Below are 17292 nucleotides of genomic sequence, written 5' to 3'. Positions count from 1 at the left end.
TCTAAATTATGTTTGCGCATATCTGGGAGTAGGGTCATAGAAACAATGAAGCCTAATCCTAGAGTTATGCACACCACTTTGATTATATGGGAAATAAATTGGACAATCTGGTATAAATGGGTTCATATACCATAGTGACTCACCTATATTATAGAGTTTGTTTCCTGCTAATGCCCAATCAGCGATATCATAGTGTATCTGATCTGGATGTGCATTATATATTACTTGGTGGTTCGGCATTCCACCGATTGTTTCCATTACACAATCAAATTGTCCTGGTTGGAATACTACTTTTCTTAGATCACCCTGATTAACCCTTTGGTATTCTCCATAAGCTACATGTACTCTATTCATTACTACCGTAGCTACAGCTTTCATACCAGTTTCTCCTTCTCCTTCAGCCTCACATTTAATGAGTCTTGCTAATAACTCTCTAGCTGGGTATGCCATGGTTTCCTCCTAAAATTTAATCTTTATTTATTATATTTTAAAGAGACTTTTTTGCTACAATTATTATAATGTTTTTATATATTATTACATATCTAAAATGTACATCATAATGAGTATATCCCGCATCAACAGGCACTAAGACTACCGAAGATAAAGAAAACCCCTACTGAATAAAGTTTCAACTTTATAATTGAATATTTAGTAATTATTATTTAGGGTATAATAATTACTAAATATTTTATTTACAAGAGATATTATTATTGATAAAATTTAAAGTAAGAGGTGAATGTATATATGACAGTTCATATTGATGCAAGTAAAGGAGATATCGCTAAAACAGTTCTAATGCCAGGTGATCCCCTTAGGGCTAAATTTATAGCACAAAAGTATTTAGATAATCCAACTTGTTTTAATAAAGTACGTGGGATGTTAGGGTATAGTGGCACTTATAAAGGTAGAAAAGTCTCTGTTATGGGTTCAGGTATGGGAATGGCCTCTATAGGGATATACTCTTATGAATTATTTACAGTATTTGATTGCGATAATATTATAAGAATAGGGTCATGTGGATCTTTTCAAGAAAATGTAAATATTAGAGATATAATATTAGCTCTAGGTACATGTACTAATTCTAGTTATGCTAGCCAGTATAATTTACCAGGTAATTTCGCTCCTATTGCAAATTTTGAATTATTGAGTAAAGCACATTCTATAGCTTCTAATAAAAAACTTGATGTAAAAGTAGGTAACGTCCTCTCTAGCGATATATTTTATGATGATCAAGAAGATTCATGGAAGTCTTGGGCTAAAATGGGTGTTCTAGCAGTAGAAATGGAAGCTGCAGCACTATATATGAATGCAGCGAGACTAGGTAAAAATGCATTAGCCATATTAACTGTAAGTGATAGCCTAGTAACCTTGGAAGCTACCACCTCTGAAGAGAGAGAAAAAACACTAACAGATATGATAGAAATAGCTCTTGAAGTTTCATAGATATATATAAACTAATGCATTTCTAATTATTTAATAACTTTAATTTAATTATATTACATTATAATATATTATATAAAATACTAACTAAATGGAGGAACAATTCATGAAGAAATTATATAAAAACAGAGCAAAAGCAAAGATTAGTGGAGTATGTCAAGGCATAGCTGAATATTTTGATATAGATCCATCACTAGTTCGAATTGTCTGGGCTGTTGTTTCAATACCCTCTTTCGGCATAGGTTTCTTTCTTTATATTATATGCGCTATAATTTTACCCGACAAAAGCGAATTAGAATTTAATGATTATTCAGTATCAGATGAATAATCGTTAAGAATAGCGTAATTGCAATAATTAATAAGGCAGCCTATGGTTGTCTTATTAATATTTACTAAGAATAGAGGTATATTGATGAAAATTTATTATATTGCAAATACTGGATTTTTATTAGAGCATAATGATAAAAAGGTATTGATTGATGCAATACATACAAAACAAGTAGATCCATATCATAGTGTAGATCCAGATACTATTAATAAAATAATTGCAGGAGCTCCTCCATTTAACGATTTAGACCTTCTTTTATTTACTCATTACCACTGGGATCATTTTGATGGTGAAACTTCTCTAGAAGTTCTAATAAATCAACCTAAATTAAAGTTATTTTCTAGTAAACAAACTGTACAGTACTTAAAAACACTATCTAACTACAATACTTCATTAGATAATCAAATAGAATACGGAGATGTTGATATTAAAGATATTAAAGAGTTTAATGTCAATGGAATTAACTTCTCCGTTGCCTCAATGATTCATGATGGTGCAAAGTTTTCAAATGTAGTTAATTTTTCTTACATAGTAAAAATGGATGGCATTACTGTTTTCCATTGTGGCGATGCAAAACCTGACCAAAGTAATTATGAAAGTTTTTCTTTATATAAACAAAATATTAGTATCGCCTTACTAGATTTTCCCTATGTATCTTTAATCCCTGGTAGAAAAGTGATAAACACCTTTATAACCCCTCAAAAGATATTGTTAATGCATCTACCGAATGAAAAGAAAGATATCTATAATTGGATTAGCACAACTAATAAGATTATAGATAGATATGGACATGAGCTTCCTGAAATAATCCTATGTGAAGATCTAAATACTACAGTAGTTGATTTTCCACAATAATTCTAATATCCATATATGCCGTAAGTAACGTGTCTCAAATCAAAAAAGAACTTCTCATAAATGAGAAGTTCTTTTTTGATCAATGCTATGAGAAAGCTAAGCCTTCGTATTTGTTTAAGAAGCTCATTAATAGTTTTTCTATTTTCTCACAACCTCCTGGTATATCTGATTCCATATTGATTGCTAGTACCGGGTCATGTAGTGACATTCGTACTAGGCACCATCCAGATTGATCTGCGCAATTTACTCTAACTCCTTCAAAGTTTGGTTCTTCCAAGCACCATCCTGGCACTGTGTTTATATATGATCCAAATTCATCTAGGAGTTGTAGTCCATACTGTTTAAATTCCGAATTCGTTATTTTAGCCCTGAACTCCCTTACTTCAAATGGTTCTTGTAATTTATTAATTAAATCTCCTAAATCTTTTCCAGATTTTCTTAAGTTAGCAAATGTAATTAATACTTTAGTTACTAAATACGCACCATCGTCCAAAAAATAGTTTTCTTTAAAAGCACAGTGTCCACTTGTTTCTATTGCAAGGTGTGACTGTATTCCTTCTTCATTTAAACGTATTGCTTCGTTTATTACATTTTTGTAACCTCTTTTAAATCGATGTTGTTTTCCACCTTTACCTTCAATGAATGTCTTTAAACCAACTGATGTTACAGAATCTGTAACTATTGTGGTATTAGGATAATCATTTAAAACGATAGCAGACATTAACGCAACTAATGGGTTTCTATTAATAGCGTTTCCTTTTCCATCTACAACGGCAGCTCTGTCAACATCTGTATCAAATATTATACCTAACTCTGCCTTGCTATCTATAACGGCTTGCTGTATAGATTCCATTGCTTCTTTATTTTCGGGATTTGGTTCATGATTTGGAAAATACCCATCTGGCTCTAGATATAAACTTCCTTCTATATTTGCACCTAGAGGTTTTAAAACCTTAGCTGCAAAAAATCCACCTGCTCCATTCCCTGCATCTACAATAATTTTGCAATTATTAAAAGGTTTTTCTTCATTTGTAGTTTCCCTAATGATATTTACTAAACCTTTAGAGTATTTACTTATAAAGTCAATATTTTCTACTCTACCATTTACAGTATAATTATTATCTTCTAAGTTATCTGCTATATCTAATATTTCTTTAATATCTTTACTGTCTGCTCCACCTTTTTTGGTGAATAATTTTAATCCATTCCTATTAAATGGCAAATGACTTGCAGTTACCATAATAGCAGCATCAGCATCTATTTCATCGTCTATTGTAGTCATAAACATTGCAGGTGTAGAAGCCATTCCACAATCGTAGATTGTAACATTTTTACTACTCATCCCTTTAATTGCGGCATCTATTAACATTTCTCCAGATATTCTGCTATCTCTCCCAATTGCAATTTTCAGGTCTTTACTTGGCATTTTATTTTCTAACCATTGTTTAAAGGCAAAAGTTATCTTACTAACTGCATCAACTGTAAGATTAACTTCTTCGCCCTGTACCCCTTCAACAGCAACACCTCTAATATCAGACCCATTTTGTAATTTTAACAAACTCACAATATCACCCTTTCAAACTCTTTTTATGTCTATTCCCGTATTATGACCATTAATATTTTGTTTTTCAAGATCTTGTTCAGTAGTATCTAAAATTACCCCTAATGTTTCATCTTTAATATATTGTCCGTAGTCTATAATTGCTTTCTTTATCTCTTCATCACCATTAATTAATATATTGATATTATCCATCATTTCAAAACCTTTTGTTTTTCTCATCTGCTGTACTTTTGAGATAATTTCACGAGCATAACCCTCTGTTTTTAATGTATCATTAATAGTAGTATCTAAAATAACAAACACATTATTCTCCATTTGTACGTTGAATCCTTCTTTAGAAGATATTCTTATATCTACAAATTCATTTGTCACTTCAAGCTCTTCACCATCTATTGATAGAATCACTTTTTCCCCTGACTCTAATTTAGGTACAATACTTTCTGGATTTGCTTGTGATAACGCCTTCCCTAGAAGTTTTACCTTTGCTCCTAGTATTGGTCCAGCTGTTTTGAAATCTGGTTTTAATGAAAAATTTAAGAACGCACTTAAATCTTCTTCAAACTCGACATTTTTAAGGTTTAACTCTTCCATAATTAGAGGCACTAAATAGTTCATTGTATCTTTATATTTGCCATCTACTATTATTTTCTGTAGTGGTTGTCTTACCTTTATTTGCGCTTCTTCTCTAGCACCTCTCCCTAAACTTACTAAATTTCTTACTAAATCCATCCTTTCCTCTAAATCAATATCTATTAGATCTTCATTTGATTGAGGATAATCAGCTAAATGTACTGATTCTTTATTTGTGAGATTTTTATATATTTCCTCGGAAATAAATGGTGCAAATGGTGCTACTAGTTTACATACACCTATGAGAATCTCATAGGTAGTATTATAGACAGCTTTTTTATCTTCAGTTAATTCCTTTGTCCAGAATCTTCTTCTATTGCGTCTGATGTACCAGTTAGATAAATCTTCATTTACAAAGTCTTGTATCTTTCTAACTGCCTTCGTTAAATCGAAGATCGCTAATTCTTTATTTACCTCTCTTACTAAGCTATTATATCTTGATAACATCCAATTATCTATTTCAGGTCTATCCTTGTATTCTACAAAAAATGTCTTTGGATCTACATCATCTGTATTGGCATATAGGGTAAAGAAGTTGTATACGTTCTTAATCGTATTAAAGAATTTACTTTGTACTTCCTTTAAACCCTCTACATCAAACTTAGTGGGAGTCCATGCAGGTGATACATATAATAAATACCATCTAAGTGCATCTGCACCATACTCATCGAACAGCTCAAACGGATCTACAGTATTACCCCTGGTTTTTGACATCTTTCTTCCTTCTGAGTCAAGTATCAAATCGTTAACTAATACTTTTTTGTACGGTGATTTGCCCATTACGAATGAAGATATGGCTAATAATGAATAAAACCACCCTCTTGTCTGATCTATTCCCTCGCATATAAAATCTGCTGGAAATTGTTCTTCAAATTTTTCTTTATTCTCAAATGGATAATGGTATTGTGCAAAAGGCATAGAACCTGAATCAAACCAGCAATCTATAACATCTTTTACTCGAGTCATTAATTTTCCGCATTTAGAACAATTAATATGGACATCATCTACATATGGTCGGTGTAGTTCTATGGTTTCATCTATATCTTCAACTGACCTCTGTACTAACTCTTGTCTTGACCCAATTGATTCAAGATTATTACATTCACATTTCCATATATTTAACGGTGTACCCCAATACCTAGAACGAGAAACTGCCCAGTCATTTAAGTTTTCAAGCCAATTTCCAAATCGCTTTTCGCCTACATAATCTGGATACCACTCTACACACTTGTTATTTTCAATTAATCTATCTTTAATTTTAGTCATTTCGATATACCAACTTGGCTTTGCATAGTATATTAAAGGAGTCTTACACCTCCAGCAATGAGGATAATTATGTGCTACTTTTTCCTTTTTGAATAATTTTCCTTCTGCTTTTAGCCATTTGATAATATCAATATCCGCGTCCATTACAAATGTGCCTTTCCAAGGTGTATCAGTGTATTTACCTTCTTCATCTACAGGGTTTAATACAGGCAATTGATATCTTCTTCCTATTTGATAATCGTCCTCTCCAAAGGCAGGGGCAATATGGACAATGCCTGTACCATCATCAGTAGTAACATAATCTGCTAATGTAATGTAAAATCCTTTCTTATCTACTTCTAGAAAAGGCATTAATTGCTCGTACTCTATAAACTCTAGTTCTTTTCCTTTAAATTCATCCACTACTGTATAATCTCCATCAAAAACCTTGTCTGCTAAGGCTTTTGCAACTATAAAAGTATTTCCTTGACTTTTCACTCTATAATAATCAGCCTTTGGCTGTACAGCAAGAGCTACATTAGATGCTAATGTCCAAGGTGTAGTTGTCCAAACAAGAAAATATTCATCTATGTCTTTTCTCTTCATAGGCACTATAACTGTATTACTTTTTATTTCCTGATATCCTTGAGCTACTTCGTGGGATGCTAGGCCCGTCCCACACCGTGGACAATAAGGAAGAATTTTATGTCCTTCGTAAATATATCCTTCATCAAAAAACTTCTTTAGTATCCACCACTCACTTTCAATATAATTATTATCTAAAGTAATATACGGATTTTCTAGGTCGATAAAGTAAGCCATTCTTTTGCTCATTTCGCGCCATTGAGCCTCATAAGTAAAAACCGATTCCTTACATTTCTTGTTAAATTTGTCTATTCCATAGTCTTCAATATCGTTTTTACTAGATAGGTTTAACAATTTTTCTACTTCAATTTCTACAGGCAAACCATGTGTATCCCACCCTGCTTTCCTTTCAACTTTATATCCACTCATTGCTTTGTATTTACATACTGAATCTTTTAACGTTCTAGCCAAGACATGATGAATGCCTGGTTTACCATTTGCAGTAGGTGGTCCCTCATAAAATACGTAATTCTCACAATCAGCTCTATTTTGAATAGATAATTTCAATATATCTATTTCACTCCACCTATCTGAAATGTTCTTTTCATTATCAGAAATAGATAAATGCGTTAATTCTTTGAATATTGACATTGTTTTTCCTCCTCTTAAATAATCCCTTTTTGATCTATATAAGAACTCTAATGGTATCTACGATAACTCTCAAAGCGATGCTCTTTACCCGGTCATTGGTCAAATGAAAAATTGTTTTCATTTGTTATTTTGTTAAACCAGACAAATCGGCAAGCCGTTTGTCTGCTTCCTCAAAAGAACTATAAGCGAAAAGTTCCTTTTCGCTTGGCTCATTGTCTTCACGATAACAAAAAAGCTTTCGTTCTTATATAAGAACGAAAGCATCATCTTCGTGGTACCATCTTACTTTACATTATATTAATGTCTTATAATTTAACGGAATAACCGTGATTTTGCGACAGTAGCTAAATAAAAATTAATTTTCTCTTAGCATATTATTTGCGCTTAAATCAAAACTCAAAGGTGATATTCGTAATCGTCTCACTTTTAACCTTTCAACCTAGGGTTAATTCTCTGTTAAGTTACAACTATTACTACTGTTCTCATCATCGTTCTTTCAATATAGATTTGTACGTATAAATTTTAACCATAAACCGCTTAACTGTCAAGGATTTAATTAATACTCATTTGGAATATAGCCTACTTACTGCCAGCTATTGTCGATTACCATTTCCTCAATCGTCTTAGCCTTTGCTATTAATTCCATTTTTGCTTCTTCATTATTTATAAGACTTACTCGATCTGAATTGTTATACTTAATAAAGTCTAACACCTTTCCATTAATATTAGTAAGAAAATGTTCTGTCTCTACTATTATTCCTTGGAATTGATTTTTATAACTTCTTGACCCTCCAACAGAAAGGAATACAACTGGCTTTTTAGATTTGAACAAAGGCTCTTTAAGGTGATACCACGCGTTGTATAATGTCTGTGTCCTATCAATCATAATTTTATACAAGCTAGTTACACTATTAAAGTATAGTGGTGATGCTATCACTATTAGATCACTACCTAACATATCTTGAATAATCTCATTCATATCATCATCGTGAATGCACTTGCCTAGATTTTTTTTACAATACTCACAAGCTATACACACTTTTATGTTTTGATCTACTAATCTCTTCTTTACAATTTGATGTTCTCCACTAAAACCATCCAAAAAATAATCTAATACGTGTTCAGTATTTTTCTTCTTTCTATGACTGCACATTAAAGCAAAAATTTTCATAATTACCCCCCTGAATTCGTCTGTATTATAAACATTAGTATTTATTTATAAAATTTAAATATTTGTTAATTGATTATACCCTTTGTTTTCTTGTTCTACTCTAAATTTATATAATATATAGCATCACTTCCTATACTAATATCAATAAAGTGCCTGTTAATGCGGATAAAATATATTCTTTATTAATAGTTGCAAAATTCCTTCTATATCTTCTTCCTCTAATCCGCTGTAGGTAAACACCACTACTAATTTACCTTCGTGATAACCTTCTACAACTTCTAAATAGATATTAAGTTTTTCAGCTTCCGCTATAATCTCTTTACTTATCTTGTTAGTTTTTAGTTCAAACATCATATGAAGACCTGAATCATGGCCTAGTATATTTATCTTCTCTTTAGCGTATTTGTTAATATAATTTACTATAATCTCATTTTTACGGTGATACACTTTTCTAATTTTCCTTAGATGTTTCTCTAAATATCCTTCTTTCATAAATTGAGCTAATGTTAACTGTTCAATTTTTGATGATGTTTGGGAATAACGACCTATTTTACTTTTATATCTGTCTAATATTTTTTGAGGTAGTATCATATAACTAATTCTTATTGATGGCAATAAAATTTTAGAAAATGAACCTAAATATATAACGTGCCCGCCCTTATCCAAACCTTGTAGTGCTGGTATGGGTCTAGATTCATACCTTATTAAGCAATCGTAATCATCTTCAATAATTATTGAATCGTTATTACTTGCCCAGTTCAAGATATCTAGTCTTTTATCTATGGGCATTACTGAACCTGTAGGATATTGATGTGAAGGACTTAGGTAAACCATTTTTGCTTGTGATTGTTTTAGTTCTTCTATATCTATTCCTTCATCATATACAGGCACTGGTATAATCTTCATATGGTAATCTTCAAAAACATTCTTCGCTTGATTAAAACCAGGATATTCTACTGCTACACTATACTGATCCTCTAGTGTTAGCGAACACAAAATACCTAGTAAATATTGTATCCCTGCACCTACTACTATCTGATCGCTAGAGCATTTTACACCACGAGTTTTCTGAACGAATTCACAGATTTTTTGGCGCAGAACTTCTTCTCCTTGATAATCTCCTACAGTATATAGCTTGTTATCCTTTTCACTTAATATATTTCCGTACAATTTTCTCCATATTTTCATGTCAAAACTCGCCTTATCAACTCCATTATTTATATAATCTAGAAATTTATCTTTGGCTGGATTTAATATCTTTTTTTTGTCTGTAGTAAATTCATAATCTTTCAAAGCTACTACAAAATAACCTTTCTTAGGAATATTATTTACATATCCTTCAACTACTAATTGATTGTATGCTGACTCAATCGTTGTCTTACTTACTTTAATATCCATGGAAAGCCCTCTAATAGAAGGCAACTTTGCTCCTTTTATTAAATTACCTATAATTATTTCTGTTTTGAAGTGGTTATAAATTTGTATATAAAATGGTTCATCAATATTATAATCTAAAATTATTTGTTCCATCTTACCATCTGTCCTTATAGTTTTATTTTATTCTGTATATTTTCACAAGGTTATTTACAGTGTATTATAATAAAAAATATAATAAAAGGAAAGATAATATGAAAACAAATACAAAAAAAATAACATATACCTCACTTATGATTGCCCTTGTTTTTCTTAGCACTGTTTTAATTCCCATCCCTAGTCCTTTAGGTGGGTATATTAATTTAGGAGATGCAGCAATATATATTTCTTCTTTCATACTCGGTCCAACTCTAGGTTTCTTAGCTGGTGGCTTGGGTTCTATGTTAGGAGATTTCTCATTAAGTTATTTTATTTATATGATTCCAACATTATTGATAAAAGGGTCTATGGGAGCCGTATCTGGTTATTTCTTTAAAAAGCATAAATACTTACTAGGTGTACTATCCGGACTATTTATTATGGTATTTGGATATTATGGAGCTGAAGTTATTATATTTTACAATTTTTTATCTCCTCTCGCAAATGTCCCTTTCAACCTTATTCAAGGATCTATTGGATCTATGGTAGCTTATCTAATAATTCGTGGATTAAATAGAAGTAAGATTACAAATAATATGTAATTTGATACTTTTTATTTACTTTTTGGACACTAAAAGGTAGCTCTATAAAGTAGAGCTACCTTTTAGTTGTTACTTTCTTCTTATGGTTTTATAATACAATTATATTTTCTGTTTATATCATCACCACATATAAGCGACCTAGAACAATAAATAATACACCAAGAAAGCTGTGAATAATAAGTCTATTTCTATGCTTATCGCTATTATATGGTTCTTGTTTTTGTACATCTTTGTCTTTCTTTCTACAATATACTATACTATTAAAAAATATTTTTATAAAAAAAGCTAAACCTATAAGAGTTAACAAATCAACTATCATAATTTCACTCCTAAATTATTTATAAAACTAATGCTAATATATGTATATAATTGGTATCACATCTTTTTTAAATATTATGTGTACCCTGACCATAATAAGCGTTAGAACCATGTTTCCGTAAGAAATGCTTATCTAAAAGATTTTTGGGTAGATCTATTGAGTTAGCATTGAGCATCTTTGTATACAAATTCATTTTACACACTTCTTCCAATACAACAGCATTCATTACAGCTGATGATGCAGATTTACCCCATGTGAACGGACCATGGCTATGGACGAGAACTCCTGTAATCTCATTAGGATTAATATTCCTATCAATGAAGGTATCTACAATTACGTTACCTGTTTCTTCTTCATAGGATTTATTAATTTCTGCTTGTGTTAATAAGCGTGTACAAGGCACTGTTCCATAGAATGTATCAGCATGAGTAGTTCCCATAGCGTGAACATCTTGACCAGCTTGAGCCCAAACAGTAGCCCATGGTGAATGTGTATGAACTATTCCTCTTACCTCAGATAACTTACGATATAACACTGCATGGGTTGGGGTATCTGAAGACGGATTTAAACTCCCCTCTATAATTTTACCATTAAGATCAACAACTATCATATCTGATGGTTTTAGGCTATCATAATTAACTCCACTAGGTTTTATTACAAACAATTCTTTATTAGAATCAAGTCCACTAACATTTCCCCACGTATATTTAATCAAACCATGCTTAGGTAATTCTAAATTTGCTAAGTATACTTCTTCTTTTAATTCGTCTAGCAATGTCATCACTCCTTTATTTTTGTCTGTTTACTTCAACAATTACCTTGTTAAATTCAATATTATGATTGTACATATCTTTTAGATATTGACCAATTTCACTTAATTGAATTCGATGAGAAATCATTGGCTTAAACACAATATGTCCGGTCTTCATAAAATTCATAGTCGCTTCCCAATCTCTACCTGGATAAGGTGCAGTATAAGAATTCCATGACCCCTTAATAGTAAGCTCTGCCCTCAATATTCGTTCTACTGTTTTTTCTGATAAAGATAACTCATTGTGGGATATTCCTATATATACTATCTTTCCATGTTTTCGTGTAATCATTAATGCTTGCTCTTGTGTAATACTACTACCTGCAGTTTCAAGTACTACGTGTACTCCTAATTCTGTCTCTTCAAGAATCTTTTCCATCAGATTTTCACTTTTACTATTTATTGTTACATCTGCCCCTAACTCTTTAGCAAGTTTCAACTTATCATCAAAAATATCTACAGCTATTATCTTACTAGCTCCGAATATTTTTGCACACTGTATTGTCAGTTGCCCAATAGATCCACACCCTAAAACTGCTACAGTGTCTCCAACTTCAATTTCAGAACGCCTTAATCCATGAAATGCAATTGCTGCAGCCTCAATTCCAGCTGCTGTCTCTAAATCTAATGAATCCGGAACCAAAACTACATGTTCCTCTGGCACCTTGACATACTGTGCAAACGCTCCATTACTTCCTGTTCCGATAATATTGTAATTATCACTTAATCCATATTCTCCAGCCTTGCTATATTCTGACTTTGGATCAGGTATAAGCGGTGCTACAGCAACTTTATCTCCTATTTTCACTTTAGTCACATCTTTACCAATTTCAGCAATATTCCCGCTAAACTCATGCCCTAAGATCAACGGATACCGTCTGGCACCATTTTCATTTTGACTTCTAGGTAGATCCGAACCACATATTGCTGCATACGCCACTTTAATTAGCACATCTGTACTCCCTATTTCGGGGATACATGTTTCTTCACATCTAATATCTCCTGGCCCATATAAAATACTAGCCAGCATTTTTTTATCGTTCATATTTTCACCTCTTGATCCCTAAGTTGTTGTCTTTTATGCTTCTTGAAATACTTCATTTTTCTCAGCTGCTCTATCAAGATAATCTCTAATACTCTCTTTATTTTTCCTAAATACAAAATATGCTATTAGATATACCCCAATTGTTAGCCCAATCCATAATGGATTTTTCGTTAAAAAAGCAAAAAACACAAGACCTACTAATGGTTTTCCCAGTATATTGAAACTTGTTATCATTAAAGCACCTGCTGGCAGGGTTACTCCAACAGTTCCCGCAATTTCAGTAAATAATGGAGCTGTCCAAGAACACATATATAGGCCTAAACTAAACCATATTACTCCATTTAATACTGTTTTAACTATATTGCCGTTAGAAGTTGCAATTAATCCTTGTACCATATAAGGTAATGCCAATAAATCAATTATTGGTAATGTTTTATTTCCAGGTAGAATCATTGCCATAGCAACCATAATAGGGATGAGTATGATTCCAGAAATTAATGTGGCAGGTTCTCCATAACCAGTTGCATCATTTACACCAAGATACCATTCTCTGCCTTCAGTATCACTTTTACGTGCAGATTTACTAGCTGCTTGAGATATTGGAGCAAATGCTTGAGCAAAAATACCTGCAATTTTTGGAAAAATAGCCATAACAGCACTAGTTGCAATTGCTACACTAGTAATCTCTCCCCATGCTTCAAGTGTACCTAATTGAGATAAATTTCCAAGAACGCCTAAGAATAGTCCTAAGAATAAACCTAATGATATAGGTTCCCCTAAGAAACCGAATTTTCCTTGCAATGTTTGTGGATTTAATTTAATTTTATGTAAGCCTAACTTATTCCATAATGGATCAATGATAACCCCAAAAATTGTTGGTTCTATATTGTGCATGGCTATAATTGTACTTCTAGGATATTTATAATAAGTTGACCACCTTCTTGCTAATAAATCTGATAGCAATAAACTATAAAGATTTAATAGAATCATAATTCCTATACCTAATATAATGCTACTAGTTGCTAAATATACCATTGACCCCCAAACCATATACGAGTAATTATTCCATAAATCTGAAGGTTGGAAAACATCTGTCCATTTAAGAAAAAACAGAACAGTTTGCAGTACTAAGGCAATAACTATATACATCATACCAATATCAGTTGCATATGCAACTATTGACGATGATTGCCAACCCATATCAAACACAGGTAAGTTTATCCCTGTTTGATCAATCATTTTTTGCACGACATTTGAAATAATTGGTGTATATGAATTAAGTAATAGGGTAAATCCAGTTAAACCAACACCTGCATACAGCGCAGATGAAAATGCCTTTTGTGTTTTTATCTTAAGCGCTTTAGCAACTATAAATATCATTACAGGCACAAAAATTGCAGAACCAAATGTATCAAATATACTTTTAAAAATACTTAACATTAAGATCACCGCTTTCTTAAATTATTTTTTTATTTTAGATATAGTTTCTAATACTTCTTCCATAAATTCTTCCTCACCAATACCTGTTAAGAGACCTGTTGCATTTATAACAGGAATACTATAATCTCCTGCGGGAAGAGGACTGGTGAAAATAATAAAGTCAAAATTTCCTCCTTCTACTAGCTGTAGGGCTTCCATTGGTCTTGCCTCTGTAGTAGAAATTCTGATGTTTTTCTCTTCCAGGTTTTCTTTTAAACTTGCGGCCACCATGGAAGATGTAACAGTTCCTGAACCACAAACAGACAATACATTAAATGATGCTGCCATTATAATAACCACCTTTTCTCTTTATTTTATATCTTAACTTTAATATTTATTTACCTACATATCCTCATCTCCTCCCTCTATTGCTCTATAAACCCGTTGATTTAATAAGGGTATACATTTCATCTTTGGTATTTGTCATTTCGATCTTTTTTAATAAACTCGTATCTTGAATTATTGACATAAGCTTTTGTAAAATTTTCACTTGACCGTCAGGATCTTCAATAGCCATTAAGAACATTAGATTTATGTCAATTTTTTTTTGAGGTTCAATCATTGAATAAACTTTTAATGGTTTATCTAATTTTGCTATAGCGACGGCAGATATATTTACATGCTGTCGATCAGTATGAGGAATCGCAATACCAAATGTACCTACTTCTAAACCTGTTGGAAAGGTTTTTTCTCTCTCAATGACAGCATCTATATAACTTTTTCTTATTTTTCCTTTCTTCTCCATTATATTTCCCATTTTTATTATAGCTTCAGAGAAATTTGATGCACTTAAATTACAAAATAACAGGTCTTTTTCTATCACCTTTTTCCCTCACTTCTATTGAGTTTTTTAAAACTTCATAAATTTGTTGACTGTTTTTTGCTGCATTTAACTTGCTCAATACTTCTTTATTTGTAGCAATTTTTAATAACTGATACATAGCACCTGTGTGATTTTTATAGTCTAGTGTAGAGACTACCGCAATATAATTAATTATCCCTTTTTTATATTTGATACCATTTGATAATTTTAGCAAGCTTACTCCAAGCTTTTTACTACCGTCTTCAGGTCTAGCATGAGGTATAATCATACTAGTTCCTAAAATTATATTGGGTACAATATCTTTGTACAAATCATGTAGTACTTTTATATAATTTTCAGAGATATATCCTTGACTAAGTAATGGTTCACATGCCTTTTCTAATGCAGCACTCCATGGTAAGTTGTCTTCTGTAATCTGTATTAGTTCACAATTAATAATGCCTAATAAGTTTTTTTCTCTTTGAATATGTTTCTTTATTGATTGCTGTGGTGATCGAAGTGCATATTCAATTTCTTTGACAATTTTACACTCTACTTGAGTATCTAAATCTATATATTTTTTTATGATCTGCATTACTTTGTTTTGTAAAACACTGCTATTATTAAAGTTATGTACTCTTTTGAATACTTCATTTTCAATTCTTTTTTTCTCAGTTTCATCAATAGTATCTTCCACAACTATGACATAATGTCTCGAATTAATGGGTACTGATGAAAATACAATATCCACATCTAGTTCCATTTCTCGTTGTTGATACTCCCTAATTGATATGGGTTTTGAAAAGTATATAAAAGGAAACATCTCATTTAATTGATTTTTTAGTAAATTAGAGAAAATTACACCATTGGGGCATACTAATGTCGCCTTTATATCTTGGGTTACATTTTCTTTGTCTAAAATATAGCTTCCTATAAAGATAGAAATAAATAAAATTTCTTGTTTAGGAAATTTACTGCCCACAAATTCTTCCAAAGGACTTAAAGAATTTTCTATTAAATTGTATAACGCCACATATTCATTTTCTAATGAATTTATAAAGGGATAATCAATAGTTAATTTATATTTAATTCTATAAACTGCAGATTTTAAGTGTAAATACAGCTTTTGATGAAGCTCTTGTTTATTAGATAAGGCGATTGCAGATTTTTTTTCTAACAATTCTAAAAACTGATAAACCTTATCGTTTAATAGATCAACATTTATTTCTTGACTCTCTTCTGCAACATTCATCGTAAGTATACGTAGAGTCATATACAGTCTCTCATCGCTTGGTAATTCAATATAAAAATCTTTATCAAATAATAAATTTATAACTGTATACTCTCTTGTATCTGATAAATCATTAAATAGAATTCCAAATTCGTTTTCTATACGCTTTCCATTTTTTATTCTGTTTATTACAATGGCAAACTCATAGGGTGCTGTCCAAATTCTCTTATCGCTATACTTAATATTTAATTTACCTTCAACTAGCTCTAATACCTTTTTATACCATTCAATTTCATGCCTAGTTATTTTTCCATACTTCATAAGAGCCTCTTCTCCCTGGAAAAGGTCATGTATTTTTTCTACAACACTATAAATTACTTTTCTAATGTCCCATTCTTTTCCTTTAATTGAGTAACCATTGACTCTGGAATAGTGAATAGTAAGATTATATTGAGTGATATACTCTCTCACATTTGAGAAATCTCTCAGAATAGTATTTTTACTGACATCTAATAAATCTGTAAAGTGGTACAAAGATAGATCTTCCCTATTTGTAAGTAGCATTAATAGTATTAACTGAACTCTATCTTGAGGAGAAGAAATATAATCTACTCTTACACATTGATCTCTTCTATCTTGTAAAAATAATCTTTTTATTCTTTCATCTATAATAAAATATCCCTTTTGTGATCTAGTAACCTTTGTATAACTTTCTACTTCTAAAAAATCGTTAATCTTTCGAAGACCATAATCAATTTGATTTCTACTTAAATTGAGCTTTTTAGATAATTCTTTAGATGTAATATCTGATTGATTAATTATGGTAGTAATAATTTCTATACTCCGTTCATCTAGGTTCAACTTTAACTCCTCCCTTATATATATTATAGGTCTAAAACTTTTTCAAACAAAGTCTATTTAGGTTTCAAAATAAATCACTTTTTTAAGGAACATGGTGATTAATGATTATAAAAAAACCCTATCAAATTTAGAATTGATAGAGTTTCATTGTACTAATATTGATA

At 31.4% G+C, this 17292-nt stretch carries 16 protein-coding genes; 4 read left to right on the top strand and 12 right to left on the bottom strand.

Annotated features, from left to right (window positions below; translation table 11 throughout):
• Positions 1–6: 6 nt before the first annotated feature.
• Positions 7–450 (bottom strand): cell wall hydrolase, encoded by a 444-nt coding sequence (locus tag GC105_RS06235; protein WP_152802827.1) that lies wholly within the window; start codon positions 448–450, stop codon positions 7–9.
• A 294-nt stretch (positions 451–744) separates the two neighbouring features.
• Here GC105_RS06235 and deoD point away from each other — a divergent pair, with 294 nt between their 5' ends.
• The 3 genes from deoD to GC105_RS06220 all read left to right on the top strand — a co-directional run bounded on the left by deoD (position 745) and on the right by GC105_RS06220 (position 2623).
• On the top strand, positions 745–1443 hold the full coding sequence (gene deoD / locus GC105_RS06230) for a purine-nucleoside phosphorylase (RefSeq protein ID WP_152802825.1): 699 nt from the start codon (positions 745–747) through the stop codon (positions 1441–1443).
• 103 nt (positions 1444–1546) lie between these two features.
• Positions 1547–1768: a PspC domain-containing protein gene (locus GC105_RS06225; protein WP_152802823.1), complete on the top strand. Its 222-nt coding sequence runs from the start codon at positions 1547–1549 to the stop codon at positions 1766–1768.
• Between the two features lie 84 nt (positions 1769–1852).
• On the top strand, positions 1853–2623 hold the full coding sequence (locus GC105_RS06220; protein ID WP_193708305.1) for an MBL fold metallo-hydrolase: 771 nt from the start codon (positions 1853–1855) through the stop codon (positions 2621–2623).
• An 85-nt stretch (positions 2624–2708) separates the two neighbouring features.
• Here the strand turns inward: GC105_RS06220 and GC105_RS06215 are convergent, their stop codons facing one another.
• The 4 genes from GC105_RS06215 to pdxR all read right to left on the bottom strand — a co-directional run bounded on the left by GC105_RS06215 (position 2709) and on the right by pdxR (position 9996).
• The gene (locus GC105_RS06215; protein ID WP_343029968.1) at positions 2709–4187 is read right to left on the bottom strand and encodes a phosphohexomutase domain-containing protein; all 1479 of its coding nucleotides are present in this window, start codon (positions 4185–4187) and stop codon (positions 2709–2711) included.
• A gap of 12 nt (positions 4188–4199) precedes the next feature.
• Positions 4200–7295 (bottom strand): isoleucine--tRNA ligase, encoded by a 3096-nt coding sequence (gene ileS, locus GC105_RS06210; protein ID WP_152802819.1) that lies wholly within the window; start codon positions 7293–7295, stop codon positions 4200–4202.
• Positions 7296–7878: 583 nt separating this feature from the next.
• Positions 7879–8466 carry a flavodoxin family protein gene (locus tag GC105_RS06205; RefSeq protein ID WP_152802817.1) on the bottom strand — a complete coding sequence of 196 codons (588 nt, stop codon included), beginning with the start codon at positions 8464–8466 and terminating at the stop codon, positions 7879–7881.
• A 156-nt stretch (positions 8467–8622) separates the two neighbouring features.
• Entirely contained in the window at positions 8623–9996 is a 1374-nt protein-coding gene (pdxR, locus tag GC105_RS06200; RefSeq protein WP_152802815.1) for a MocR-like pyridoxine biosynthesis transcription factor PdxR, read from the bottom strand.
• A gap of 98 nt (positions 9997–10094) precedes the next feature.
• Between pdxR and GC105_RS06195 the strand changes: the two genes are divergently transcribed.
• Positions 10095–10580 (top strand): ECF transporter S component, encoded by a 486-nt coding sequence (locus tag GC105_RS06195; RefSeq protein ID WP_152802813.1) that lies wholly within the window; start codon positions 10095–10097, stop codon positions 10578–10580.
• Between the two features lie 112 nt (positions 10581–10692).
• On the opposite strand, the gene GC105_RS06190 is transcribed toward GC105_RS06195, so the two are convergent.
• From GC105_RS06190 to GC105_RS06160, 7 genes are all read right to left on the bottom strand, one after another.
• Positions 10693–10899: a hypothetical protein gene (locus tag GC105_RS06190; RefSeq protein ID WP_152802811.1), complete on the bottom strand. Its 207-nt coding sequence runs from the start codon at positions 10897–10899 to the stop codon at positions 10693–10695.
• Between the two features lie 67 nt (positions 10900–10966).
• Positions 10967–11674: an L-ribulose-5-phosphate 4-epimerase gene (locus GC105_RS06185; RefSeq protein WP_152802809.1), complete on the bottom strand. Its 708-nt coding sequence runs from the start codon at positions 11672–11674 to the stop codon at positions 10967–10969.
• Between the two features lie 13 nt (positions 11675–11687).
• On the bottom strand, positions 11688–12755 hold the full coding sequence (locus tag GC105_RS06180) for a galactitol-1-phosphate 5-dehydrogenase (RefSeq protein ID WP_152802806.1): 1068 nt from the start codon (positions 12753–12755) through the stop codon (positions 11688–11690).
• Between the two features lie 33 nt (positions 12756–12788).
• Positions 12789–14195 carry a PTS galactitol transporter subunit IIC gene (locus tag GC105_RS06175; protein ID WP_152802804.1) on the bottom strand — a complete coding sequence of 469 codons (1407 nt, stop codon included), beginning with the start codon at positions 14193–14195 and terminating at the stop codon, positions 12789–12791.
• Positions 14196–14216: 21 nt separating this feature from the next.
• Positions 14217–14522: a PTS sugar transporter subunit IIB gene (locus GC105_RS06170; protein ID WP_152802803.1), complete on the bottom strand. Its 306-nt coding sequence runs from the start codon at positions 14520–14522 to the stop codon at positions 14217–14219.
• 85 nt (positions 14523–14607) lie between these two features.
• Positions 14608–15057: a PTS sugar transporter subunit IIA gene (locus GC105_RS06165; protein WP_207706947.1), complete on the bottom strand. Its 450-nt coding sequence runs from the start codon at positions 15055–15057 to the stop codon at positions 14608–14610.
• Complete coding sequence (locus tag GC105_RS06160; protein WP_152802801.1) at positions 15029–17128, bottom strand: BglG family transcription antiterminator; 2100 nt, start codon at positions 17126–17128, stop codon at positions 15029–15031. The genes GC105_RS06165 and GC105_RS06160 overlap by 29 nt, the downstream gene beginning before the upstream one ends.
• Positions 17129–17292 lie beyond the last annotated feature (164 nt).

Origin of the sequence: Alkalibaculum sporogenes (genome assembly GCF_009362815.1) — a bacterium.
Lineage (GTDB): Bacteria > Bacillota > Clostridia > Eubacteriales > Alkalibacteraceae > Alkalibaculum_A > Alkalibaculum_A sporogenes.
Note: the sequence above shows the minus strand (reverse complement) of the source record. Positions and strands in the feature narration are given on the sequence as shown.

Bases quoted from the DNA above. Each gene is read 5' to 3' on its own strand.
- deoD (WP_152802825.1), top strand. From the start codon at position 745: ATGACAGTTCATATTGATGCAAGTAAAGGAGATATCGCTAAAACAGTT.
- GC105_RS06195 (WP_152802813.1), top strand. From the start codon at position 10,095: ATGAAAACAAATACAAAAAAAATAACATATACCTCACTTATGATTGCC.
- GC105_RS06220 (WP_193708305.1), top strand. From the start codon at position 1,853: ATGAAAATTTATTATATTGCAAATACTGGATTTTTATTAGAGCATAAT.
- GC105_RS06225 (WP_152802823.1), top strand. From the start codon at position 1,547: ATGAAGAAATTATATAAAAACAGAGCAAAAGCAAAGATTAGTGGAGTA.
- GC105_RS06235 (WP_152802827.1), bottom strand. From the start codon at position 450: ATGGCATACCCAGCTAGAGAGTTATTAGCAAGACTCATTAAATGTGAG.
- GC105_RS06180 (WP_152802806.1), bottom strand. From the start codon at position 12,755: ATGAACGATAAAAAAATGCTGGCTAGTATTTTATATGGGCCAGGAGAT.
- GC105_RS06170 (WP_152802803.1), bottom strand. From the start codon at position 14,522: ATGGCAGCATCATTTAATGTATTGTCTGTTTGTGGTTCAGGAACTGTT.
- GC105_RS06190 (WP_152802811.1), bottom strand. From the start codon at position 10,899: ATGATAGTTGATTTGTTAACTCTTATAGGTTTAGCTTTTTTTATAAAA.
- GC105_RS06175 (WP_152802804.1), bottom strand. From the start codon at position 14,195: ATGTTAAGTATTTTTAAAAGTATATTTGATACATTTGGTTCTGCAATT.
- ileS (WP_152802819.1), bottom strand. From the start codon at position 7,295: ATGTCAATATTCAAAGAATTAACGCATTTATCTATTTCTGATAATGAA.
- GC105_RS06205 (WP_152802817.1), bottom strand. From the start codon at position 8,466: ATGAAAATTTTTGCTTTAATGTGCAGTCATAGAAAGAAGAAAAATACT.
- pdxR (WP_152802815.1), bottom strand. From the start codon at position 9,996: ATGGAACAAATAATTTTAGATTATAATATTGATGAACCATTTTATATA.